Annotated in this window: 21 protein-coding genes and 1 pseudogene; 7 read left to right on the forward strand and 15 right to left on the reverse strand. The window is 72.8% G+C overall.

The window, feature by feature from the left end; translation table 11 throughout:
• Positions 1 to 57 precede the first annotated feature (57 nt).
• From era to hrcA, 8 genes are read right to left on the reverse strand one after another with little or no spacing between them, the layout of a single operon-like run.
• Positions 58 to 951, reverse strand: a complete 894-nt coding sequence (era, locus tag QSJ60_RS12215; protein ID WP_189086473.1) for a GTPase Era — start codon at positions 949 to 951, stop codon at positions 58 to 60.
• Entirely contained in the window at positions 944 to 2,257 is a 1,314-nt protein-coding gene (locus QSJ60_RS12220) for a hemolysin family protein (RefSeq protein WP_189086474.1), read from the reverse strand. Before QSJ60_RS12220 ends, era begins: the two co-directional genes overlap by 8 nt.
• 2 nt (positions 2,258 to 2,259) lie before the next feature.
• Complete coding sequence (gene ybeY, locus QSJ60_RS12225) at positions 2,260 to 2,721, reverse strand: rRNA maturation RNase YbeY (protein ID WP_230766817.1); 462 nt, start codon at positions 2,719 to 2,721, stop codon at positions 2,260 to 2,262.
• A 7-nt stretch (positions 2,722 to 2,728) separates the two neighbouring features.
• The gene (locus tag QSJ60_RS12230) at positions 2,729 to 3,823 is read right to left on the reverse strand and encodes a PhoH family protein (RefSeq protein ID WP_285463773.1); all 1,095 of its coding nucleotides are present in this window, start codon (positions 3,821 to 3,823) and stop codon (positions 2,729 to 2,731) included.
• Positions 3,824 to 3,827: 4 nt separating this feature from the next.
• Positions 3,828 to 4,187 (reverse strand): histidine triad nucleotide-binding protein, encoded by a 360-nt coding sequence (locus tag QSJ60_RS12235; protein WP_285463774.1) that lies wholly within the window; start codon positions 4,185 to 4,187, stop codon positions 3,828 to 3,830.
• 24 nt (positions 4,188 to 4,211) lie between these two features.
• Positions 4,212 to 4,946, reverse strand: coding sequence for a 16S rRNA (uracil(1498)-N(3))-methyltransferase (locus QSJ60_RS12240; protein ID WP_285463775.1), 735 nt, complete (start codon positions 4,944 to 4,946; stop codon positions 4,212 to 4,214).
• Between the two features lies 1 nt (position 4,947).
• Entirely contained in the window at positions 4,948 to 6,048 is a 1,101-nt protein-coding gene (dnaJ, locus tag QSJ60_RS12245) for a molecular chaperone DnaJ (protein ID WP_285463776.1), read from the reverse strand.
• Positions 6,049 to 6,104: 56 nt separating this feature from the next.
• On the reverse strand, positions 6,105 to 7,127 hold the full coding sequence (gene hrcA / locus QSJ60_RS12250) for a heat-inducible transcriptional repressor HrcA (RefSeq protein ID WP_285463778.1): 1,023 nt from the start codon (positions 7,125 to 7,127) through the stop codon (positions 6,105 to 6,107).
• A 181-nt stretch (positions 7,128 to 7,308) separates the two neighbouring features.
• Here hrcA and QSJ60_RS12255 point away from each other — a divergent pair, with 181 nt between their 5' ends.
• Both QSJ60_RS12255 and QSJ60_RS12260 read left to right on the forward strand, forming a co-directional pair.
• Complete coding sequence (locus QSJ60_RS12255) at positions 7,309 to 7,716, forward strand: DUF4870 domain-containing protein (protein ID WP_189086481.1); 408 nt, start codon at positions 7,309 to 7,311, stop codon at positions 7,714 to 7,716.
• A 135-nt stretch (positions 7,717 to 7,851) separates the two neighbouring features.
• Positions 7,852 to 8,271, forward strand: a complete 420-nt coding sequence (locus QSJ60_RS12260; protein ID WP_285463779.1) for a DUF4870 domain-containing protein — start codon at positions 7,852 to 7,854, stop codon at positions 8,269 to 8,271.
• A gap of 79 nt (positions 8,272 to 8,350) precedes the next feature.
• Here QSJ60_RS12260 and hemW read toward each other — a convergent pair whose 3' ends face one another.
• From hemW to lepA, 3 genes are read right to left on the reverse strand one after another with little or no spacing between them, the layout of a single operon-like run.
• On the reverse strand, positions 8,351 to 9,574 hold the full coding sequence (gene hemW / locus QSJ60_RS12265) for a radical SAM family heme chaperone HemW (RefSeq protein ID WP_285463780.1): 1,224 nt from the start codon (positions 9,572 to 9,574) through the stop codon (positions 8,351 to 8,353).
• Positions 9,575 to 9,577: 3 nt separating this feature from the next.
• A complete protein-coding gene (locus tag QSJ60_RS12270) occupies positions 9,578 to 10,222 on the reverse strand; it encodes a DUF1990 domain-containing protein (RefSeq protein ID WP_230766789.1) in 645 nt (214 codons plus the stop codon).
• A 10-nt stretch (positions 10,223 to 10,232) separates the two neighbouring features.
• Positions 10,233 to 12,107, reverse strand: a complete 1,875-nt coding sequence (gene lepA, locus QSJ60_RS12275; RefSeq protein ID WP_189086485.1) for a translation elongation factor 4 — start codon at positions 12,105 to 12,107, stop codon at positions 10,233 to 10,235.
• An 80-nt stretch (positions 12,108 to 12,187) separates the two neighbouring features.
• Here lepA and QSJ60_RS12280 point away from each other — a divergent pair, with 80 nt between their 5' ends.
• The 4 genes from QSJ60_RS12280 to rpsT all read left to right on the forward strand — a co-directional run bounded on the left by QSJ60_RS12280 (position 12,188) and on the right by rpsT (position 15,291).
• Entirely contained in the window at positions 12,188 to 13,402 is a 1,215-nt protein-coding gene (locus tag QSJ60_RS12280) for a sensor histidine kinase (protein ID WP_285463782.1), read from the forward strand.
• The gene (locus tag QSJ60_RS12285; RefSeq protein ID WP_285463784.1) at positions 13,399 to 14,031 is read left to right on the forward strand and encodes a response regulator; all 633 of its coding nucleotides are present in this window, start codon (positions 13,399 to 13,401) and stop codon (positions 14,029 to 14,031) included. The genes QSJ60_RS12280 and QSJ60_RS12285 overlap by 4 nt, the downstream gene beginning before the upstream one ends.
• Positions 14,028 to 14,882: an alpha/beta fold hydrolase gene (locus QSJ60_RS12290; RefSeq protein ID WP_285463786.1), complete on the forward strand. Its 855-nt coding sequence runs from the start codon at positions 14,028 to 14,030 to the stop codon at positions 14,880 to 14,882. Before QSJ60_RS12285 ends, QSJ60_RS12290 begins: the two co-directional genes overlap by 4 nt.
• A 148-nt stretch (positions 14,883 to 15,030) precedes the next feature.
• Entirely contained in the window at positions 15,031 to 15,291 is a 261-nt protein-coding gene (rpsT, locus tag QSJ60_RS12295; protein ID WP_189086488.1) for a 30S ribosomal protein S20, read from the forward strand.
• Positions 15,292 to 15,539: 248 nt separating this feature from the next.
• Here the strand turns inward: rpsT and holA are convergent, their stop codons facing one another.
• Entirely contained in the window at positions 15,540 to 16,568 is a 1,029-nt protein-coding gene (gene holA, locus QSJ60_RS12300; RefSeq protein WP_285463788.1) for a DNA polymerase III subunit delta, read from the reverse strand.
• A 382-nt stretch (positions 16,569 to 16,950) separates the two neighbouring features.
• Positions 16,951 to 18,300, reverse strand: a pseudogene (locus tag QSJ60_RS19095) (ComEC/Rec2 family competence protein); the annotation flags it as partial.
• On the opposite strand from QSJ60_RS19095, the gene QSJ60_RS12315 reads away from it, so the two are divergent.
• Positions 18,281 to 19,075: a hypothetical protein gene (locus tag QSJ60_RS12315; protein ID WP_285463793.1), complete on the forward strand. Its 795-nt coding sequence runs from the start codon at positions 18,281 to 18,283 to the stop codon at positions 19,073 to 19,075. The pseudogene QSJ60_RS19095 and the gene QSJ60_RS12315 sit on opposite strands and share 20 nt — an antisense overlap.
• Before the next feature lie 7 nt (positions 19,076 to 19,082).
• On the opposite strand, the gene QSJ60_RS12320 is transcribed toward QSJ60_RS12315, so the two are convergent.
• Positions 19,083 to 19,796, reverse strand: coding sequence for a ComEA family DNA-binding protein (locus tag QSJ60_RS12320; protein WP_285463794.1), 714 nt, complete (start codon positions 19,794 to 19,796; stop codon positions 19,083 to 19,085).
• 141 nt (positions 19,797 to 19,937) lie between these two features.
• Positions 19,938 to 22,493 carry a leucine--tRNA ligase gene (gene leuS / locus QSJ60_RS12325; protein WP_230766759.1) on the reverse strand — a complete coding sequence of 852 codons (2,556 nt, stop codon included), beginning with the start codon at positions 22,491 to 22,493 and terminating at the stop codon, positions 19,938 to 19,940.
• Positions 22,494 to 22,536: the final 43 nt, after the last annotated feature.

A 22,536-nucleotide genomic window follows, 5' to 3' on the forward strand; every position in this document is an offset into this window, starting at 1 on the left:
CCTGCAGGCGGACCGCCGAGGCATCCGCCCGCCGCGGACCGGGGCGCAGCCGCGGCCTCAGAAGCCGAGTCGGCCGAGCTGCTTCGGGTCGCGCTGCCAGTCCTTCGCGACCTTCACGTGGAGGGCGAGATAGACCTTGCGCCCGAGCAGCCGCTCGATCTCGGCGCGGGCCGCCGCGCCGACCTCCTTCAGCCGGGCGCCGCCCTTGCCGATGATGATGCCCTTCTGGCTGTCGCGTTCGACGACGACGTTCGCGTAGATCTCGACGAGGTCCTTGTCCTCCCGCTCGATGAGGTCGTCGACGGTCACCGCGATCGAGTGCGGCAGCTCGTCGGAAACGCCCTCGAGCGCGGCTTCGCGCACGAACTCGGCGATGCGCTCGGTCACGTCCTCGTCGGTCGTGGTCTCCTCGGGGTAGAGCGGGTGGCTCGACGTCGGCATGAGCGTCAGCAGCTCGTCGACGAGCACCTCGAGCTGCTCACCGCGCGGCGCGGACACGGGGACGATCGCGTCCCACTCGCGCAGCCCGGAGACGGCGAGCAGCTGCTCGGCGACCTTCGCCTTCGAGGCGGCGTCGGTCTTCGTGACGATCGCGACCTTCTTCGCGCGCGGGTACTGCTCGAGCTGCTCGTTGATGAAGCGGTCGCCGGGACCGATCGGCTCGTTCGCCGGCACGCAGAAGGCGATCACGTCGACGTCGCCGAGGGTCGTCTGCACGAGGGCGTTCAACCGCTCGCCGAGGAGCGTGCGCGGACGGTGCAGGCCCGGCGTGTCCACGAGGATGAGCTGACCGTGCGGCCGGTGCACGATGCCGCGGATGGCCCGCCGCGTCGTCTGCGGCTTCGAGCTCGTGATGGCGACCTTCTCACCGACGAGCGCGTTCGTGAGCGTCGACTTGCCTACGTTGGGTCGGCCGACGAAGGAGACGAATCCTGCTCGGTACTCAGTCACGGTGGGGCTCCTGTTCTGCGTCGCCGAGGAAGGCGGCCGTCGCGTCGATGAGGGCCGCGTCGGCCGAGACCAGCACGGTCGAGATGCGCCGGCGGCGGCCCTCGGTGCGCTCGGCTTCGAGCTCGAGGCCGCTCGTCGAGGCGCGGTCGCCGCGCTGCGGGAGCCGGCCGAGCGCCTTCGCGAGGAGTCCGCCGACGGTGTCGACGTCGTCGTCGTCGAGCTCGAGGCCGAACAGCTCGCCGAGCTCGTCGATCGCGAGCCGGGCGCTCACACGGTAGCGGCCGTCGCCCAGCGCCTCGACCTCGGGCGTCTCGCGGTCGTACTCGTCGGAGATGTCGCCGACGAGCTCCTCGATGAGATCCTCCATGGTGGCGAGCCCGGCGATGCCGCCGTACTCGTCGACGACCATGGCGAGGTGGTTCGACGTCGTCTGCATCTGCCGGAGCAGGGCGTCGGCCTTCATCGAGTCCGGCACGAACTCGGCCGGCCGGGCGAGCTGCCCGACGGTGAGGCTCTCGGCGTCGAGCGGTCGCTCGAAGCCGAGCTTGGCGAGGTCGCGGAGGTAGAGGATGCCGGTGACGTCGTCGGAGTCGAGCCCGATGACGGGGATGCGGGAGTAGCCGGCGCTCAGGAACACGCTCATCGCCTGCTGCAGGTGCGCCGTCGCGTCGATCGTGATCATGTCGGTGCGCGGCACCATGACCTCACGGACGACGGTGTCGTTGAACTCGAAGATCGAGTGGATGAGCTCGCGGTCGCCCTCTTCGAGCACGTCGAGCTCGGTCGCCTCGTCGACCATGCTGAGCAGCTGCTCCTCGCTCGAGACGCCCGCGAAGCGGATGCGGCCCGGGGTGACGCGGTTGCCGAGCTGCACGAGGGCGCCCGCGAGCGGGCCGAGCAGCACCCGCAGGAAGTGCACGAGCGGCGCGGTGAGCCGCAGCACGACCGGGGCGTGCACGCGCCCGACGCTGCGCGGGCTCGCCCCGACGAGCACGAAGGAGACCGCGGTCATGATGAGCGCCGACCACAGCAGCACGAGCCACGGGTTGTCGAGGAAGCTCGCGAAGGCGAGGGTGACGAGCACCGCCGCCGTCGTCTCGGCGAGGATGCGCATGAAGTTCACGGCGTTGACGTGCGCGCCGGTGTCCTCGGCGATGGCGGTGAGCGAGCGCTTCGCCCGCGCGCCCTCGGCGAGCTCGGCGATGTCGGCGCGGGAGCTCGAGGCGATCGCGGAGTCGACGGCGGCCATCAGGCCGCCGAAGGCCACGAGCACGAAGGCGGCGACGAGGAAGTACCAGGGTTCCATCGTCAGCGACGTCGCTCCTGCATGGCGAAGCCGACGAGGATGTCGCGCTGGATGCCGAACATCTCCTTCTCCTCGGCGGGCTCGGCGTGGTCGAAGCCGAGCAGGTGCAGGATGCCGTGCGCGGTGAGCAGCAGCAGCTCGTCGGTCAGCGTGTGCCCGGCGGTCTTCGCCTGGGCCTCCGCGACCTGCGGGCAGAGCACGATGTCGCCGAGGAGCCCGGGCGGGGTCGGGTGGTCCTCGGTGCCCGGGCGCAGCTCGTCCATCGGGAAGCTCAGCACGTCGGTCGGGCCCGGCTCGTCCATCCACTGCACGTGCAGCTGCTCCATGGCGCCCTCGTCGACGAGCACGATCGCGAGCTCGGCGTCGACGTGCACGTGCATCGCGTCGAGCGCGTAGACGGCGAGCCGCTGGATCGCGGCCTCGTCGACCTCGATCGCCGACTCGTTGTTGATCTCGATGCTCATGCCTCGGTCACTTCGCCTTTCTCGGCAGGTGGTCTCTGGGGCCGCCGCTCGCGCCGCGTCCGCGGCGCTCCGCGCGGTTCGCGAACTCGCGGGCCTCGGCCCGCTCGTAGCGCTGCGCCTGCTGGCGCTGGTCGAACTCGGTGTACGCGTCGACGATGCGGCCGACGAGCGTGTGACGAACGACGTCGTCGCTCGTCAGTCGGGCGAACGCGATGTCGTCGATGCCGTCGAGGATGCGCGTGACGATGCGCAGCCCGGACGCCCCGCCCGGCAGGTCGATCTGGGTGATGTCGCCCGTGACGACCATCTTCGAGCCGAAGCCGAGTCGGGTGAGGAACATCTTCATCTGCTCGGGCGTCGTGTTCTGCGCCTCGTCGAGCACGACGAAGGAGTCGTTCAGCGTGCGCCCGCGCATGTAGGCGAGCGGGGCGACCTCGACCGTGCCGGAGGCGAGCAGCTTCGGCACGAGCTCGGGGTCCATCATCTCGTTGAGCGCGTCGTAGAGCGGCCGCAGGTAGGGGTCGATCTTGTCGGTGAGCGTGCCCGGCAGGAAGCCGAGCCGCTCGCCCGCCTCGACGGCCGGCCGGGTGAGGATGATGCGGCTGACCTCCTTGCGCTGCAGCGCCTGCACGGCCTTCGCCATCGCGAGGTAGGTCTTGCCGGTGCCCGCCGGCCCGATGCCGAACACGATGGTGTGTTCGTCGATCGCGTCGACGTAGGCGCGCTGGCCTTCGGTCTTCGGCCGGATCTGCTTGCCCCGGCTCGACACGATCACCTGTCCGAGCAGCTCGGAGGGCCGCGCCCCCGGGTCCTGCTCGAGGATGCGGGCCGAGCTCGTCACCTCGGTCGTCGTGGGGTCCTGGTTCTGCCGGACGAGCGCCAGCAGCTCCTCGATGAGGCGGCGGGCGCGGAGCCGCTCCGCCTCCTCGCCGCGGAGCGAGATCTGGTTGCCGCGGACGTGCACGGTGACGCCCGGGTATTCGCGCTGGATCTGCGCGAGCAGCCGGTCCTGCGGACCGAGCAGGCGCACCATCTCGATGCCGTCGATGTGCAGCAGTTCTTCGTCGGTGCGGGGGCGCGCGTCGGCGCCCTGGTCATTCATCGGCTCAGCCGGCAAGCGTACGCTCCTCGAGGCCCCCGGCGAGGACGTGCGCGTGTACGTGGAACACGGTCTGGCCCGCGCCCGCGCCGGTGTTGAAGATCAGTCGGAACTGGCCGTCGGCCAGCTCGTCGGCGACGCCGCGCGCGACCTCGACGAGCTCCGCGAGGAGCCCGGGGTCGCCGGCGGCGAGCTCGACGACGTCGCGGTAGCGCCCCTGCTTCGGGGTGACGACGACGTGGACGGGCGCCTGCGGCGCGATGTCCCGGAACGCGATGACCTGTTCGGTCTCGGCGACGATCGTCGCGGGGATCTCACGCGCGGCGATGCGCTCGAAGACGGTGGGGTCGGCGGCCTGGGCGGTCATGGGTCCATCGTAGCGACGGATGCCTCACCACCGCCCGAGCCGGGCGCTCAGCAGCGCGATCGCGGCGGGACCGGCGGTCGAGGTGCGCAGCACCGTCGGGCCGAGCCGGACGGGCTCGGCGCCGGCCGCGGTCAGCCGGGCGAGCTCCTCGGGGGCGACGCCGCCCTCGGGTCCCACGAGCAGCGCGAGCGGCCGCTCGTCGAGCTCGAGCTGCGCGAGGCCGCGCTCCGCCGTCGGCTCGAGCACGAGCAGCCGGGTGCCGGCGAGCAGTTCCGGCAGCCGGGCGGTCGGCGTCGCGGCCTCGACCTCGGGCACCCAGGCGCGGATCGACTGCTTGCTCGCCTCGCGGGCGATCGTCGCCCAGCGCTGCCGCCCCTTCTCGGCCTTCGCGCCCTCCCAGCGCGAGACGGAGCGCGCCGCGGCCCAGGGCACGATGCGGTCGACGCCGAGCTCGGTGGCCGCCTGGACGGCGAGCTCGTCGCGGTCGCCCTTCGCGAGGGCCTGCACGAGCACGAGCGCGGGCGTCGCCGGCTGCTCGCGCGCGAGCTCGGCGACCTCCATCGTGAGCTCGCCCTGACCGCTCTCGAGCACCGGGCCCGTCACGACCGTGCCGCGCCCGTCGCCGATCGAGATCCGCTCCCCGAGGCGCACGCGGGCGACCTGGACGGCGTGGCGCGCCTCCGGACCGCCGAGCCGCACGACGTCGCCGGCGGCGACCGCCGCCAGCTCCGCGCCCTCGTCGAGGTAGAGGCTCGCCATCTCAGCCGAGGAACCGGTCGCGGAGCTTCGCGAAGAGCCCCTGCTGGAAGTGCGAGAGCTCCGGCGCCTTCTGCTTGCGCGAGGCGGCGAGCTTCTCGATCAGCTCGCGCTCCTTGCCGGAGAGCTTGGTCGGGGTGAGCACGTGCACGCCGATCCGCAGGTCGCCGCGTCCGTTGCCGCGAAGGCGGGTGACGCCGCGGTCCTTCACGGTCAGCACCTCGCCCGACTGCAGGCCCGGCTTCAGCTCGAGCTCGACGTCGCCGTCGAGGGCGTGCACCGTGGTGCTCGTGCCGAGCACGGCGTCGGTCATCGCGACCTCGAGCGTGCAGAGCAGGTCGTCGCCGTCGCGACTGAAGACCTCGTGCGTCTTCACCTTCATCTCGAGGTAGAGGTCGCCGTTCGGGCCGCCCGCGGGGCCGGCCTCGCCGGAGCCCGGCATCTGCAGCCGGAGGCCCGTGTCGACGCCGGCGGGGATGTCCACCGGCACCGTGCGACGCGCGCGGACGCGCCCCTGCCCCTGGCAGGTGACGCAGGGCGTGGCGATGATCGTGCCGTAGCCGCGGCAGGAGCCGCACGGGCTCGCCGTCACGACGTTGCCGAGCAGCGAGCGCACGGTGCGCTGGATCTGCCCCGTGCCGTGGCAGATGTCGCACGTGACGGGCGAGGTGCCGGGGGCGCAGCAGCTGCCGTGGCACGTCTCGCAGACCACGGCCGTGTCGACCTCGAGCTCGCGGTGCGTGCCGAAGATGACCTCCTCGAGGCCGAGCTCGACGCGGATCAGCGCGTCCTGCCCGCGTTCGCGCCGCGAGCGGGGGCCTCGGCTCTGCTGGCCGCCGCCGAAGAAGGTCTCGAAGATGTCGCCGAAGCCGCCGAAGCCGGCTTGGCCGCCGAATCCGCCCTGCCCGCCGAGGTCGTACTGCTGGCGCTGCTTCGGGTCGGACAGCACGTCGTAGGCGTGCGTGACCTCCTTGAAGCGCTCGGACGCCTCGGCGCCCGGGTTCACGTCGGGGTGCAGCTCGCGGGCGAGCCGGCGGTAGGCCTTCTTGATCTCGTCAGGGGTGGCGTCGCGGGAGACGCCGAGGACCTCGTAGTGGTCTGCCACGGAGGGCGGTTCCTTTCGATGGGTGCCGGGTGAGGCTGGTCGATGACGGCGGCGGGTCAGTGCTCGCCGAGCGTGCGGGAGAGGTAGCGCGCGACCGCGCGGACCGCCGCCATGCTCGTGGTGTAGTCCATGCGCGTCGGGCCGACGACGCCGAGCCGCGACACGTCGCGGCCGGCGACCGCGAACGAGCTCGCGACGACCGAGGTCTCGGCGAGGCCGAACGGCGCGTTCTCGCGGCCGATGCTGACGGCGACGCCGTGCTGGTCGGAGGCCATCTCGCCGAAGAGCTTCAGCAGCACGACCTGCTCCTCGATGGCCTCGATGACGCCGAGGATGGAGCCCGGGAAGTCCTGCTCGGTGCGCACGAGGTTCGCCGCTCCCGCCACGACGAGGCGATCGCCGCGCTGCACCCGGGCCTGCTCGGCCAGGGTGGTCGCGAGGGTGTGCGGCACCTGCGCGTGGCGAGGGTCGACGGCGGGCACCTCGCCCGACAGCGCCTGGGCGGCCTCGGCGAGAGTGCGCCCGGCGGCCAGCCCATTGAAGCGCGCCCGGAGCGCGGCGAGGGTCTCCTCGTCGACCGGCGAGCCGAGCTCGGCGACCCGCTGCTCGACCTGTCCGGAGTCGGTGATGAGGATGCAGAGCACCCGGTCGGGTGCGAGCGCTACGAGTTCGACGTGACGCACCCGCGAGCTCGCGAAGCTCGGGTACTGCACCACGGCGAGCTGGTTGGTGAGCTGGGCGATCAGGCGCACGGTGCGGGCCAGCAGCTCGTCGAGGTCGCTCGATTCGCCGAGGAAGGTCTCGATGGCGTGCCGCTGCGCCTGGCTCAGCGGCCGCAGCTCGCTCAGCTGGTCGACGAAGACGCGGTACCCCTTGTCGGTCGGGATGCGCCCGGACGAGGTGTGCGGGGCCGCGATCAGCTCCTCCTCCTCGAGGAGGGCCATGTCGTTGCGGATCGTCGCGGCGGAGACCCCGAAGGCATGCCGCTCGACGATCGTCTTGGAGCCGACCGGCTCGCGGGAGGCCACGTAGTCCTGCACGATCGCGCGGAGCACGGCGAGCCCTCGATCGGAGACCATCTGCCCCACCTCCCGTCGATTGGCACTCGTCTTCTCGGAGTGCCAATCCTACCGCGACATCCTGCGCCTCAGGCATTGCGACGCCCCAGGCGCGGCGCTACGGTGATCCCGAGTCCGCGAGCCGTCCCCCGAACGGGTCAGCACGAGCCGCGGCCGATCCCCAGCCCCGAAAGGCATCGCCATGACCGACCCCAACGCACCGACGCCCGACCCGAACGTGCCGCCCCAGCAGCCCGTCCCCCCGCAGCCGGCCGCCAGCGCCGGGCCGCTCCCGCAGGACCAGGACATCCAGTGGGCCTCGTTCGCCCACCTCGGCGGCATCCTCGGCTTCCTGCCCTCGCTCATCATCTGGCTCGTCTTCAAGGACCGCGGCCAGTTCACCAACGTCGAGGCGAAGGAGGCGCTGAACTTCCAGATCACGATGCTCATCGGCTACGTGATCGGCGCCGTGCTCTCGATCATCCTCATCGGCGGCCTCATCTCGCTCGCCGTCTGGGTGATCTCCATCGTCTTCTCGATCATCGCCTTCCTGCGCGTGAAGGACGGCCAGCACTACCGCTACCCCTTCGCGCTCCGACTCATCAAGTAGTTGAACCCGGCCGCTCCAGGCCGCAGCAGCACCGGCGGCGCGCCGGACGGGCCCTTCCGTCCGGCGCGCCGTTTCTGCCACCATGGAGGCGTCCGACCATCCCACCGCGCAGGCGGTGCAGCCAGGAGGCCTTCCATGACCGACGTGCCCACCCCACCGACCCCGCCCACTCCGCCGCCTCCCGGCCCGCCCACGCCGCCGCCCGGAAACCCCTACCAGCAGGCGCAGCCGCTCAACCCGGCCGACGAGAAGCTCTGGGCGACGCTCGTGCACGTCGGCGGCATCTTCTTCAGCTTCATCCCGGCGCTGCTCGGCTACCTGCTGCTGAAGGACAAGGGCCCGTTCGTGCGCGCGCACACCGCGACGGCGCTGAACTTCCAGCTCACCATGCTCATCGCGAACATCGTCGGCGGCATCCTGACGATCGTCATCATCGGCATCTTCATCCTCGCCGCGGTCTGGGTGCTGGTGATCGTGTTCAGCATCATCGCGGCCATCAAGGCGAACCAGGGCCAGCCCTACGTCTACCCGATGTCGATCAAGTTCGTGAGCTGATCACCGCATCCTCGAATCGCCCGTCTCCCCCGCGGAGGCGGGCGATTCGGCGTTCCGGCCCGACGGGCGCCACCCGGGCTCAGTCGAGCAGCCGCCGGACCACGGCGTCGGCGAGCAGCCGGCCGCGGCGCGTGAGGGTCAGCCGGCCCGAGAGCGCCGCCCTCGGCTCGACGAGCTCGTCGGCGATGAGGCCGGCGACCGCCGCGCGCCCGGACTCGGGGAGCGTCGCGATCTCGAGCCCCTCGCGGATGCGCGTGCCGAGCAGCACCCGCTCGGTCTCCCGGGTCGCCGCGTCGAGGGTCTCCCGGCCGACCGCCGGAGAGACGCCGGCCGCGATGCGGTCCGCGTACGCGGCCGGGTGCTTCGCGTTCCACCAGCGCACGCCGCCGACGTGGCTGTGCGCGCCGGGCCCGACGCCCCACCAGTCGTCGCCGCGCCAGTAGCCGAGGTTGTGCCGCGAGCGGTGCTCGTCGCCGCGCGCCCAGTTGCTCACTTCGTACCAGCCGAATCCCGCCTCGGCGAGCAGCTCGTCGGCGAGCTCGTACATGTCGGCGGCGAGGTCGTCGTCGGGCGCGGCGAGCTCGCCGCGGCGCACCTGGCGGGCGAGCTTCGTGCCGTCCTCGACGATGAGCGAGTAGGCGCTCAGGTGATCGGGCGAAGCGGCGATCGCGGCCTCGAGGCTCCTACGCCAGTCGGCCAGCCGCTCCCCCGGGGTCGAGTAGATCAGGTCGAGGCTGACGTCGAGCCCCGCGTCGCGCGCCCAGGCGACGACGAGCGGCACGCGCTCGGGGTCGTGCGTGCGGTCGAGCGTGGCGAGCACGCTCGGCACCGCCGACTGCATGCCGAACGACACCCGGGTGAAGCCGCCGTCGCGCAGCTCGGCGAGGTACGCGGCGTCCACCGAGTCCGGGTTCGCCTCGGTCGTCACCTCGGCGCCAGGCCGGATCCCGAACTCGCGGCGCGCGGCCGCGAGCATCTCGACCAGCTGAGCGGCGGGCAGGAGCGTCGGGGTGCCGCCGCCGAAGAACACCGTGCTGAGCTCGCGCGGCGCCAGACCGGATGCCTCGAGCGCCGCCGCGCCGAAGCGCAGCTCGCCGATCGCCTGCGCGGCGTAGTCGGCCTGCGCGACCCCGCGCAGCTCGGTCGCCGTGTAGGTGTTGAAATCGCAGTACCCGCAGCGCACCCGGCAGAAGGGCACGTGCACGTAGAGCCCGAGCGCGCGCTCGGCTGCGCCGTCGGCCGCCTGCGCGGGCAGCAGCCCGTCAGACGGTGCGGGGTCGCCGATCGGCAGCGGTCCGGCCACGGCTCAGACGAAGGCGGGGTGCAGCGCGCGCAGCTCCCGCTGGGTGAGCTCGCGCCGGCGCCGGCGCACGGCCGGGGCGACGACGGCGCGCGCGCCGCCCGCCGTCTGCAGCACCGAACGGATCGTCAGCCACACGCTGTCGTCCTCGCGGCGCTCGAGCACGAACGACTCCTCGCCGCTCTCCTCGCCGTCGGCGGTGGTGCCGTAGGCGAAACCGATGCGGTCGGGCTCGTCGATCACGTAGACGACGAGCACGTGGGTGTCGTGGTGCCCGAAGCGGCGCTGCGAGCGGAGCGTCGCCGTCATCCCCGCGGCGAGGTACGGCGTGCCGTCGGCCGCGAAGCGCTGCTCGGTGTGCGGCTGGGCGCCGGCGGCGGGCACGCCCTCGACGTCGTAGGCGATGCCGGTGTACTGGGTGCCGGTACCGGCGGTGACGTCGAGGACCTCGAATCCGGCCCCCCGCTGGATGCCCCACGTCATCAGCTCTTCCGCGGCCTTGTCGAAGCGCTCCCGCCCCGAGCCGATCTTCACGCTGTCCTCCGCTGGGCGGTAGCCCTCCGGCGGGTAGCGCAGGAGGTCGGGGGCCTGCGTGGCCCCGATCGCCCCGTACGTCACCGACTGGTCGGTGAACGAGCTCCGTCGCTTCATGACGCGCTCCCTACTTCTTCTTGGAGTCCTTGGACTCGGTGTCTCCCGAGAGCGCGGCGATGAACGCCTCCTGGGGGACCTCGACGCGCCCGACCATCTTCATGCGCTTCTTGCCCTCCTTCTGCTTCTCGAGGAGCTTGCGCTTGCGGCTGATGTCGCCGCCGTAGCACTTCGCCAGCACGTCCTTGCGCATCGCCCGGATGGACTCGCGCGCGATGATGCGGGCGCCGATCGCCGCCTGGATCGGCACCTCGAACTGCTGGCGCGGGATGAGCTCGCGGAGCCGCCCGGTCATCAGCACCCCGTACGCGTAGGCCTTGTCGCGGTGCACGATCGCGCTGAACGCGTCGACCTGCTCGCCCTGCAGCAGGATGTCGACCTTCACCAGGTCGGCGGCCTGATCGCCGGAGGGCTCGTAGTCGAGCGAGGCGTAGCCGGCGGTCTTCGACTTCAGCTGGTCGAAGAAGTCGAACACGATCTCGCCGAGCGGCATGTCGTAGCGGATCTCGACGCGGTCCTCGCCGAGGTACTCCATGCCGAGCAGGGTGCCGCGACGAGACTGGCAGAGCTCCATGATCGTGCCGACGTAGTCCTTCGGCGCGAGGATCGCGGCCTTCACCATCGGCTCGCGCACCTCCGCGATCTTCGCCCCGGTGGGGAACTCGCTCGGGTTCGTGACGGTGACGGTCTTCTTGTCCTCCGTGGTGACCTCGTAGACCACCGAGGGCGCGGTCGCGATGATGTCGAGCCCGAACTCGCGGCGGAGCCGCTCGGTGACGATCTCGAGGTGCAGGAGTCCGAGGAAGCCGGCGCGGAAGCCGAAGCCCAGCGCCACGGAGGTCTCGGGCTCGTAGACGAGCGCGGCATCCGAGAGCTTCAGCTTGTCGAGCGCCTCGCGCAGCTCGGGGTAGTCGCTGCCGTCGATCGGGTACAGACCCGAGAAGACCATCGGCAGCGGCTCGGTGTAGCCGTCGAGCGCCTCGGCCGCGGGCTTCACCGCGGTCGTGACCGTGTCGCCGACCTTCGACTGGCGCACGTCCTTCACGCCCGTGATGAGGTAACCGACCTCGCCGACGCCGAGGCCCTTGCTGGGCGTCGGTTCGGGGGCGCTGACGCCGATCTCGAGGATCTCGTGCGTCGCCTTGGTCGACATCATCTGGATGCGCTCGCGCGGGTTCAGCTGCCCGTCGACCATGCGCACGTAGGTGACGACGCCGCGGTAGCTGTCGTAGACGGAGTCGAAGATCATCGCGCGGGGCGGCGCATCGGCGTCGCCCACCGGGGCGGGGATGCGCTGCACGACGCGGTCGAGGAGCGCCTCGACGCCGAGGCCCGTCTTGCCCGAGACCTTCATCACGTCGTCGGGCGAGCCGCCGATGAGGTCGGCGAGCTCGCGCGCGTACTTCTCCGGCTCCGCCGCGGGCAGGTCGATCTTGTTCAGCACCGGGATGATCTCGAGGTCGTTCTCGAGCGCGAGGTAGAGGTTCGCGAGCGTCTGCGCCTCGATGCCCTGCGCGGCGTCGACGAGCAGGATCGCGCCCTCGCAGGCCGCGAGGGAGCGGGAGACCTCGTAGCTGAAGTCGACGTGCCCGGGGGTGTCGATCATGTTCAGCGCGTACGCGACGTCGCGGCCGGACTCGTCTGCGACGGCCCACGGCATGCGCACCGCCTGGCTCTTGATGGTGATGCCTCGCTCGCGCTCGATGTCCATGCGGTCGAGGTACTGCGCCCGCATGTCCCGGTCGGAGACGATCCCGGTGATCTGCAGCATGCGGTCGGCGAGGGTCGACTTGCCGTGGTCGATGTGCGCGATGATGCAGAAATTGCGGATCAGCGCAGGGTCGGTGGCAGCAGGCACCGGCGGGTTCACAGCTCTCGGAGACATCGGTCGATTCTCCCATGACTTCGGGTGCGACTTTCGACGGATGCCCCGGTCAGGCCGCCGGGGCTACGCTGAGGCCCATCATGGCCGTGCTCGAAGCCCCCGTCGACGAGCGGGTGCAGCCCTCCGCGCTGCGCCCGGTCTTCATCGCGCTCCGCGCGGGACTCCACGTGCTCGTCGTCGGACTCGCCCTCTTCGTCGTCGTCCGGGCGCTCCTCGCCGACGACGGGCTCGAGGTGCCGGTGACGGTGCTCGCGATCGTGTTCCTCGCCTGGTACGGCGCGGGCGTCGCCGCCGCGCATCGGCATCTCCCGGTGTGGGCGCGCGTGCTCTGGCTCATCGGCCTGCTCGCGCTCTGGGCCGCGCTCAGCGTGCTCACGCCCGATGCGGCGTTCCTCGCGTTCCCGCTCTTCTTCCTCGAACTGCACGTGCTCGCCGCCTCGATCGCCGTGCCGCTCGTGATCGTCACCTTCGCGATCTCGGTGGCCAGCACGACGATGCACCTCGGCTTCGAGCCGGGCAGCGTCCTCGGCCCGTTCATCAGCGCCGGCGTCGCGATCGTGATCGGGCTCGGCTACCGGGCGATGGCGCAGGAGACCAGGGAGCGCCAGGCGCTCATCCTCGACCTCATGGCCACTCGCGAGGAGCTCGCCGCCGCCAGCCGGGAGGCGGGCACGAAGGCCGAGCGCGAGCGCCTCGCCCGCGAGATCCACGACACCGTCGCGCAGGGGCTGTCGAGCATCCAGATGCTGCTGCACGCGGCCGAGCGCGACGTGCAGGACGAGCGCACTCGGGAACGCCTGGAGCTCGCCCGCGAGACGGCGGCGGAGAACCTGCAGGAGACCCGGCGCTTCATCCGCGAGCTCACGCCGGCCCCGCTCGACGGCCGCGGCCTGCCCGCCGCCCTGCAGCGCCTCGTCGACGCCGCCAACGCGCAGGCCGAGCAGTCGGGCGCCGCGGTGCGGGCGAGCTTCTCGACGAGCGGGGAGCCGAGTGCCCTGCCGATGGCGGTCGAGGCCACGCTCCTCCGCATCGCCCAAGGCTCGCTCGCGAACGTCGTCGGCCACGCCAGGGCCACGCATGCCGAGCTCACGCTGAGCTTCCTCGGCGACGAGGTCGCGCTCGACGTCGTCGACGACGGCGTCGGCTTCGACCCCCGCAAGGCCGAGGCGGGCGACGGCTTCGGGCTGCCCGCGATCCGGCGCCGCGCCGAGCGGTTGGGCGGCACCGCCGACGTCGAGTCCGCACCCGGTGAGGGCACCGCGGTCGTCGTGCGCATCCCGGTGGTGCCGTCGTGATCCGGCTCATGCTCGCCGACGACCATCCCGTCGTCCGCGCCGGCATCCGGGCGATGCTCGAGGCCGACCCGGAGCTCGTCGTCGTCGCCGAGGCGGGCACCGCGGCCGAGGCGGTGCGGCTCGCCGCGGACGGCGGCGGCGACGGCGTCGATCTCGTGCTGATGGACCTGCAGTTCCCCGGCGAGCTGCAGGGCGCGGAGGCCACCCGGCGCATCCGCGCCCTTCCCGACGCACCCCGCGTGCTCGTGCTCACGAACTACGACACCGACGCCGACATCCTCGGCGCGATCGAGGCCGGCGCGAGCGGCTACCTGCTGAAGGACGCGCCGCCCGAGGAGCTCCTCGCGGCGGTGCGCCTCGCCGCAGCCGGCGAGAGCGCGCTCGCCCCGGCGGTCTCGTCCCGGCTCGCGGCCGCGGACGGCGCCGGACAGCGGCTCACCGCCAGAGAGGCGGAAGTGCTCACGCTCGTCGCGGAGGGGCGGTCGAATCGCGAGATCGGCCGGGCGCTGTTCCTCAGCGAGGCGACGGTGAAGAGCCACCTCGTGCACATCTTCACGAAGCTCGACGTCGGCTCGCGCACGGCGGCGGTGGCCCGCGCACGGGAGCTCGGCGCGATCCGGGCGGGGTGACCGTGGTCCGCGCGCGTGTCGTCCTCGTCCACGGCATCCGCACCTCCGCCACGATGTGGCGCGCGCAGCTCGAGGCGCTTGCGCGCTACGACGTCGACGCCGTCGCGATCGACCTGCCGGGGCACGGGCGCCGGATGGGCGAGCCGTTCACCCTGGACAGCGCGATCGACGCGATCGCCGACGCGCTCCGCGCGGTCGGCCCGGATGGCTCGGATGGCCCGGTCGGCCCGGTCAGCCCGGTCGGCCCGGTCGGCCCGGACGGCCCGGATGCCCCGGCGCGGCCGTCGCCCGTGCCTCGCTTGCTCGTCGGGCTGAGCCTCGGCGGCTACCTTGCGATCGAGACGGCGGCGAGGCATCCGGAGCTCCTCGACGGCCTGATCGCCGCCTCGTGCGGCACCCGGCCCCGTGGCGTGGGACTCCGCGGCTACCTCGCCCTGGCCGAGGCGATCGGCCGGCTGCCGGATCGGGGGCGCGCGCTCAACGACGGCTTCGTCCGCCTCATGCTCTCCCCCGCGGCAGCCCGCGACGTCGTCGCCGGCGGGGTCGCGCTCGACGTCATGCAGACGACCCTCACCGCGGTCGGCACGATCGACCTCGAGGCGGCGCTCGGCGCCGTGCGCTGCCCGGTCTGGCTCGTGAACGGACAGCTCGATCACTTCCGGCTCGAGGAGCGCCGCCTCGCCCGGGCGGCTCGCGACGGCCGGCTCGTCGTCGTGCCCGGCGCGACCCATCTCGTGAGCCTCAGCCGGCCGGAGGCGTTCACCGCCGTCGTGCTCGACGCCGTGGCCGAGCTCGAGCGCCGCGCGGCGCTCGGCGCGCGGACCCGGCGAGGGTCGGATTCGTCCGCCTGACCGCATTCGCTCGCTTTGGTGCCGTCAGCGCGGAACTGGTATCGTTGCCTGTTGGCTTGCGTGTGGGTCCCACCCCGCACGAAACGTCGCGGCGGCCCCTCTACCGTTCGCGGCACATCCCGTACCACACGACAACGAAAGAATCCACGTGGCAAACATCAAGTCGCAGATCAAGCGCATCCGCACCAACCGCAAGGCCGAGGAGCGCAACAAGGCCGTCAAGAGCGAGCTCAAGACCGTCGTCCGCGCTGCGCGCGAGGCGATCGCCGGTGGCGACAAGGACAAGGCGACCGCCGCCGTTCGCGTCGCGAACCGCAAGCTCGACAAGGCCGTCTCGAAGGGCGTCATCCACAAGAACCAGGCCGCGAACCGCAAGTCGGCGATCGCGAAGCAGGCCGCCGCGCTCTGAGTCGCAGCAGCATCCACGAAGGCCCCGCTCCGGCGGGGCCTTCGTCGTTCCCGCTGACGCCGGCTGCGTCGCCGCGGTGCCGCCGCCGCGAGTGCTGCTGCCGCCGGCTGGCGAGTCGCACGACGAAGTGCCCCATGCGCCAGCCGAAGGGGCGCCGCGGGTGTTTCGTCGTGCAACTCGCGGATGCCGCGAAGCAGGCGCGGGCGGGCGGATGCCGCACTGGGACGGACCGGCAAGGAGGGCGGAGCTCAGTCGCGGCCGCGGGAGGCGATGACGCCGATGAGCCGCTCGAGGGCGAACACGGGGTCGCGCTCGGCGCCCTTCACCGCCGCGTCGGTCGCGGCGAGCGCCTCGATGGTGCGGGCGAGGCCGGCATCGTCCCACCCGGCGAGGTCGCGGCGGGCCCGATCGACCTGCCACGGGGCCATGCCGAGCGAGGACGCCAGCTGCGCCCCACCGCCGCGCGCCCCGGACACCTTCGCCATCGTGCGGACCTTCATCGCGAACGCCGCGACGATCGGCACCGGGTCGGCCCCGCTGTCGAGGGCGTGCCGCAGCGCGATGAGCGCTTCGCCGTGCCGCCCGGCGATCGCGGCGTCGGCGACGGCGAACGCCGTGGTCTCGACCCGACCGCCGTAGTACTTCGCGACGAGCTTCTCGTCGATGTCGCCGGGGGCGTCGGCCATGAGCTGCCGGCACGCGGCCGAGAGCTCGGCGAGGTCGTCGCTGAACGCGCCGACGAGCGCGCGCAGTGCGCCAGGGCTCACCTTGCGGCCGGCGCTGCGGAACTCGGTGGCGGCGAAGTCCTGCTTCTCGGCGTCCTTCTTGAGCTCGGCGCAGACGATCTCGATGCCGCCGCCGGAGCCGGCCCGGATCGCGTCCAGCAGCTTCTTGCCGCGCTGCCCGTTGCGGTGCCGCAGCACGAGCGTGGTCGACTCGGCGGTCTGCTCGAGGTAGTCGAGCGCGTCGAGCAGGAAGTCGTCGCTCGCCTTCTCGACGCCGGAGACGCGGATGAGTCGCGGCTCGCCGAACAGCGAAGGGCTCGCGAGCGTCAGCAGCTCGCCCCGCCGGTAGGCGTCGGCCTCGAGGTCGCTGACCTCGAGCGCGGGGTCCTCGGTGCGGAGGAAGTCGCGGAGCATGCCGATCGCCCGCTCGGCGAGCACGTCTTCGGGACCGGCGACGAGCACCACCGGCGCCGGACGGACCGCGTTCCACGCGAGCTGCGGGATGGCCGCCTTCGCCTTCGGTGCGGCGCGTGCCGCGGTGCGTGCCGCCACTGTCTCCTCCTGCCCGGCGGAATGCGCCGGCTCGACCTCCAAGTCTACGGCGGAGTCTACGGCCGGCCGCCGTCATCGCGGGCGGCGCTGCGCTCCCCGTCCGCGGCCGTGCAGGCGGTGGCTTCGCCGCGCCGCGCTCGGTCCAGAGGCGGAGCCCCTCACCGTCGGCGCCGACGAACACCGTGCCCATGAGATCGGTGCGCGCCGGGTGCACGCGGTGGCGTTCGAGCAGGCCGAGCAGCGCGCTCGTCGGGTGCCCGTAGCCGTTCTCGGCGCCGACGCCGATCAACCCGAGCACCGCGCCCAGGCGCGCGTAGAGCGCCTCGTACTGGTCGGCCGAGCCGTGATGGGCCACCTTCACGACGTCGAAGCCGCCCGGTCGCACCGTCTCGAGGCGCTGCGCGAGCGCGATCTGGGCCGTCTCGCCGAGGTCGCCGAGGAGGAGCGCGCTCGCCTGCGGACCGTCGACGGCGAGGACGACGCTCGCGTCGTTGCCCGGCCGCGCCCCCGCCTCGGGCGAGAGGACCCGCCATCGGAGGCCGCCGAGCTCGCCGTTCCGGCCTGTCTCGGCTTCGACCGCAGGCACGCCGCGGTCGACGAATGCAGCGAGCGCCCGGCGCGAGCGGGCTCCGTCGGGCGGGCCGTGCAGGACGGCGTCGACGCGCTCGGCCACGGCTGAGGCGCCCCCGACGTGGTCCGCGTCCCAGTGCGTGAGCACGAGCAGATCGACGCGGTCGACCCCGGCGAGCTCGAGGCAGCGCCCGAGCGGGGCCGGCTCGGGGCCGGTGTCGATCAGCATCGTGCGGCCCTCGGATCGGAGCAGTACGGCGTCGCCCTGCCCGACGTCGCAGGCCACGGCGAACCACGAGCTCGGCCGCAGCAGTCCCGGGAGCACCCGGGTGCCGATCGCCCCGCCGACGGTGCCTGCGACGACGAGGAGTACCAGGGCGAGCGAGAGCACGACCAGCGGGCGGCGCTGCGGCCTCCCGAGCGCGAGCCGCAACGCGACGGCGGTGGTGGCGAGCAGCAGGGCTGCGCCGGGCGCACCCGCCGGCCACGGCAATTGGGCGGCGGGCGCGCTCGACGCCGCGTGCGCGAGCGCCGCGATCCAGCTCGCGGGGAGCCAGGCGAGCTGGGCGAAGGCGAAGCCCACCGAGGGCAGGATCGGGAGGGCGAGGCAGGCGAGCAGCCCCAGGATCGTGCCGGCCGGCGCCGCCGGCGCGGCGAGAAGGTTCGCCGCGACCCCCGCGAGCGGGATCGTCGGCTCGAGGAGCACGAGGATCGGCTGGCAGGCGAGCTGCGCCGCGAGCGGCACGGCCAGCACGACCGCGAGCGGCCCCGGCATCACACGCGCGAGTCGTGCGGCGAGCGGCGGGGCGAGCAGGATCAGGCCGCCGGTGGCCGCCACCGAGAGCGCGAATCCGAAGTCGCCCGCGTACCAGGGGTCGGCGACGAGGAGCACGATCACCGCCGTCGCGAGCGCCGGCACGCCGCCGCCCCGCCGCCCGCGGGCGAGGGCGACGAGCAGCACGATGGCCATGGCTGCGGCGCGCACGACGCTCGCCTGAGGCGTCACGAGCACGACGAAGCCGAGCAGCGCGCCGATCGCGATCGTCACCCGCGCCCAGCGCGGTGCCCGGCAGCGGGCCGCGAGCCAGAACGCGGCCGCCGTGATGATCGCGCAGTTCGCCCCGGACACCGCGGTGAGATGCGTGAGCGAGCTCGCCTTCATCGCGGCATCGAGCTCCTCGCCGACGGCGCGCTCGTCGCCGACCGCGAGTCCGGGCACGAGCGCGCCGCCGTCGCCGCCGAGCTCGGTGGCTGCCTCCACGAGGCCGGAACGCAGCGGCAGCGCCCACGCGGCCCACCAGGGCGGTGCGGCGACGCTCTGCGCACTGCCGCCGCTCAGCCGGAGCGCCGCCCGCTCAGAACTCGGCTGCGGCGTCGCCCTCGCCTCGAACGCGACCCGCGAGCCGAATCCGATCCGCGAAGGGTCCGCCTCGAACTCGGCCATGACCGGCAGCGCGCGCACGGCACGGCCCTCGAGCTCGAGCACCCGCGCGGGCGCGCGAAGCCGCTGCGAGACGGAGTCGGACCGCCCCTCGGCCGCGGCAGCGCCGGGTTCGTCGGCGTCGTCGAAGGCCGCGGCCTCGAACGAGGCGTCGCGCGGGGCGCCGACGAGTTCGACGACCACGGCCGCCGAGGCGTCGCGCTCCCCCGCGAACGGCCCGCGATCGCGCTCCGCCAGGGCGACGCCGGCGCTCGTCGCGACGACCGCGGCGGCTGCGGCCGAGACCAGGGCCAGCGTCGCTGCCGAGCGACGCGTGCGCAGGACCGCGAGCAGCGCGGTGAGGGCCGCTGCCCACGAGGCCGCGGGAGCGATCCAGATCCCGAACCCGGCCTCGGGCAGCCGCACCGCCGCCCATGCGACGCCCCAGGCCACGAGCGCGGGCAGAACGAGCCGCAGATCCCGCACGGTCGCGCCGGTCCCCAGCGGCGGTTCCTGAGTGCCGGTCATAGGGCGACCCGGTCGACCAGCCCCGCGAACACGGCGTCGCCGATGCCCGCGACCTCGAGCAGCTGCTCGACGCTCGTGAAGCCGCCGTTCGAGGCCCGCCAGTCGAGGATCCGCTGCGCGAGCGCCGGCCCGATGCGCGGCAGGGTGTCGAGCTCCGCGAGGCCCGCCGTGTTCAGCCGGACCACCCCCGCGCCGCCCGGAGCGCCCGACGCACCGCCGGCTCCGCTCGCGCCACCCGCAGCGCCGGCCTGCGGGGGCGGCGCCTCGCCGGGCCGTGGGACGAGCAGCTGTTCGCCGTCGGTCACCGGCCTGGCGAGGTTCACCCCGCCCGCATCGGCCTCGGCCGTGAGCCCGCCCGCGGCGGCGATGGCGTCGACGACCCGCGCGCCGGGTTCGAGTTCGACGAGCCCCGGTTCCGCGACGGCCCCGAGGACGTGCACGAGCAGCACGGGCGACGCCGGCGCCCCGGTCAGCGCCCCGTCGCTCGCCGCGTCGGCTTCCGTCTCCTCACCGCCGAGTTCGAACGAACCGACGTCCCCTCCGCCCGACCCGGCGAACGAGAGCAGCGCCGCCGCTGCGAGCGCGACGAGGAACACGACGATCGCCGCACCGACCGCGATGCGGGTGCGCGCACCCGCCCGACGAGCCGAGGGTGCGAGCAGCGCCAGCGCCTCGTCTGCGCGCTCGTCGCCGTTCGGAAGTCCGGGCATGGGACGACGCTACGGTCGACCGCACCGCGCGGGACGCCGGCACCAGGAGTCGGTGAGCGCGGAGCCTTCCGCCCCGCCTGTGGAGGACGGCCGGATGGCGCGCACGCCCACCGATGCGCGCAGCCGGGGGCCGCGGGCGGGCTACCCCCGCGTGGCGATGTTGACGAGCTTCGGCGCGCGCACGATGACGTTCACGATCTCGCGCTCGCCGATCGCCCGCGTGACCGCGACCGAGTCGCGCGCGAGGCGCTCCAGCTCGTCGGCCGACACCTTCGGCGAGACCTCGAGCCGGTCGCGCACCTTGCCGTCGACCTGGACGATCGCGGTGACCTGATCCTCCACGAGCAGCGCCGGGTCGGCCTTGCGCCAGGGCACGAGCGCCACCGAGGGCTCGTAGCCGAGCCGCTGCCACATGTCCTCCGCCGTGAACGGGGCGAACAGGTCGAGGATCATCGCGGTCACCTCGGCCGCCTCGCGGACCGCGGCGTCGGCCGGGCCGGGGCCCTGGTCGATCGCCTTGCGGGTCAGGTTCACGAGCTCCATCAGGCGCGCGACGATGACGTTGAACTTGTACGACTCGGCCAGCCCCGGGGCATCCGCCAGCAGTCGATGCGAGGCGCGCCGCAGCGCGCGGTCGCCCGTCGACCAGTCGACCTCGGGCGCGCTCGTCACGTCGTGCGCGACGCGCCACGCGCGAGCGAGGAACTTCGCGGAGCCGACCGGCGACACGTCGGCCCAGTCGATGTCGTCCTCCGGCGGCCCGGCGAACGCGAGCGTGACGCGGAGGGCGTCGGTGCCGTGCGCGGCGAGCTCGGAGGCGAACTCGACGAGGTTGCCCTTCGACTTCGACATCTTCGAGCCGTCCATGAGCACCATGCCCTGGTTCAGCAGGGAGGTGAAAGGCTCGGTGAAGCGCAGGTAGCCGAGGTCGAACAGCACCTTCGTGATGAAGCGCGAGTACAGCAGGTGCAGGATCGCGTGCTCGACGCCGCCGACGTACTGGTCGACGGGCGCCCACTTCTCGGCCTCGGCCGGGTCGAAGGCGCGCGTGTCGTCGTTCGCGTTCAGATAGCGCAGGTAGTACCAGGAGCTGTCGACGAAGGTGTCCATCGTGTCGGAGTCGCGCTTGGCGGCGCCGCCGCACTTCGGGCAGGCGACGTTGACCCACGCCTCGGCCGCGCCCAGCGGGCTCGTGCCCTTCGGCTTCAGGTCGAGGCCGGCCGCGTCGGGCAGCCGCACCGGCAGCTCGGACTCGGGCACGGGCACCTCGCCGCAGTCGGCGCAGTGGATGATCGGGATCGGCGTGCCCCAGAAGCGCTGGCGCGAGATCAGCCAGTCACGCAGCCGGAAGTTCTTCGCGGCGCGGCCGGTGCCGCGCTCGTCGAGGATCTCGATGGCCCGGCGGATGGCGTTCGACTTCGACAGCCCGTCGAGCGGGCCGGAGTTGATCAGCCGGCCCTCGCCGGTGAGGGCGACGCCGGTGGAGGCGGGGTCGAGCGGGGGCAGATCGTCAGGCTCGATCGCGTTGCCGTCGGCGTCGGTCGGGATGACCGGGATGACGCCCGTCACGGGCGCGTTCGTGTCGACGACGACGCGCACCGGCAGCTCGAAGGCGCGGGCGAAGTCGAGGTCGCGCTGGTCGTGCGCGGGCACGGCCATGATCGCGCCGTGGCCGTAGTCGGCGAGCACGTAGTCGCTCGCCCAGATCGGCAGGCGCTCGCCGTTCAGCGGGTTGACCGCGTAGCGCTCGAGGAAGACGCCGGTCTTCGGCCGGTCGGTCGCGAGCCGGTCGATGTCGCTCTCGGCGCGCACGGACTCGAGGTAGCCCTCGAAGTTGCGCTGCACCTCGGCCGAGGCGCCGCCGGCGAGCTCCGCGGCGAGCGGCGAGTCGACGGCGACGACCATGAAGGTCGCGCCGTACAGCGTGTCGGGGCGGGTCGTGAACACGGTGACCCGCTCGTCGCGGCCCTCGATCTCGAACTCGACGTCGGCGCCCGAGGAGCGGCCGATCCAGTTGCGCTGCATCGAGACGACCTTCGACGGCCAGGTGCCCTCGAGCTGGTTGAGGTCGTCGAGCAGCCGGTCGGCGTAGTCCGTGACCCGGAAGTACCACTGGGTCAGCGCCTTCTTCGTCACGACGGCGCCGCAGCGCTCGCAGTGCCCGTCGACGACCTGCTCGTTCGCGAGCACGGTCTGGTCGTTCGGGCACCAGTTGACCTGGCCGGCCTTGCGGTAGGCGATGCCCTGCTCGTAGAGCTTCAGGAACAGCCACTGGTTCCACTTGTAGTACTCGGGGTCGCTCGTGTGCAGCTCGCGCGACCAGTCGAAGCTCGGCGCGTACTGGCGGAACGAGCGCTTCTGCTGCGCGATGTTCGCGTAGGTCCACTCCCGCGGGTCGGCGCCGCGCTTGATGGCGGCGTTCTCGGCCGGGAGGCCGAAGGAGTCCCACCCGATCGGGTGCAGCACGTCGAAGCCCTGGTGGCGCCAGTAGCGTGCGGAGATGTCGCCGAAGCCGAACGCCTCGGCGTGGCCCATGTGCAGGTCGCCGGAGGGGTACGGGAACATGTCGAGCACGTACTTGCGGGGCCGGGTGTCGCCCTCGCGGCCCGCGCGGAAGAGCTCGCGCTCCTCCCACACCGGAAGCCACTTCTCCTGGATGGCGGCGAAGTCGTAGGCGTCGGCGTCGGGGCGCGGCACGGATTCCTGCTCGTTGACCACGTGACTCTCAATCGTGCGTATC

It is taken from the genome of Agromyces sp. NBRC 114283 (assembly GCF_030268405.1).
GTDB lineage: Bacteria > Actinomycetota > Actinomycetes > Actinomycetales > Microbacteriaceae > Agromyces > Agromyces mediolanus.

What these genes read in the sequence shown, in the direction of transcription:
- QSJ60_RS12220 (WP_189086474.1), bottom strand. Translation starts at nt 2,257, where the DNA reads ATGGAACCCTGGTACTTCCTCGTCGCCGCCTTCGTGCTCGTGGCCTTC.
- ybeY (WP_230766817.1), bottom strand. Translation starts at nt 2,721, where the DNA reads ATGAGCATCGAGATCAACAACGAGTCGGCGATCGAGGTCGACGAGGCC.
- QSJ60_RS12230 (WP_285463773.1), bottom strand. Translation starts at nt 3,823, where the DNA reads ATGAATGACCAGGGCGCCGACGCGCGCCCCCGCACCGACGAAGAACTG.
- QSJ60_RS12235 (WP_285463774.1), bottom strand. Translation starts at nt 4,187, where the DNA reads ATGACCGCCCAGGCCGCCGACCCCACCGTCTTCGAGCGCATCGCCGCG.
- QSJ60_RS12240 (WP_285463775.1), bottom strand. Translation starts at nt 4,946, where the DNA reads ATGGCGAGCCTCTACCTCGACGAGGGCGCGGAGCTGGCGGCGGTCGCC.
- hrcA (WP_285463778.1), bottom strand. Translation starts at nt 7,127, where the DNA reads ATGGTCTCCGATCGAGGGCTCGCCGTGCTCCGCGCGATCGTGCAGGAC.
- QSJ60_RS12255 (WP_189086481.1), top strand. Translation starts at nt 7,309, where the DNA reads ATGACCGACCCCAACGCACCGACGCCCGACCCGAACGTGCCGCCCCAG.
- QSJ60_RS12260 (WP_285463779.1), top strand. Translation starts at nt 7,852, where the DNA reads ATGACCGACGTGCCCACCCCACCGACCCCGCCCACTCCGCCGCCTCCC.
- QSJ60_RS12270 (WP_230766789.1), bottom strand. Translation starts at nt 10,222, where the DNA reads ATGAAGCGACGGAGCTCGTTCACCGACCAGTCGGTGACGTACGGGGCG.
- lepA (WP_189086485.1), bottom strand. Translation starts at nt 12,107, where the DNA reads ATGTCTCCGAGAGCTGTGAACCCGCCGGTGCCTGCTGCCACCGACCCT.
- QSJ60_RS12280 (WP_285463782.1), top strand. Translation starts at nt 12,188, where the DNA reads ATGGCCGTGCTCGAAGCCCCCGTCGACGAGCGGGTGCAGCCCTCCGCG.
- QSJ60_RS12320 (WP_285463794.1), bottom strand. Translation starts at nt 19,796, where the DNA reads ATGCCCGGACTTCCGAACGGCGACGAGCGCGCAGACGAGGCGCTGGCG.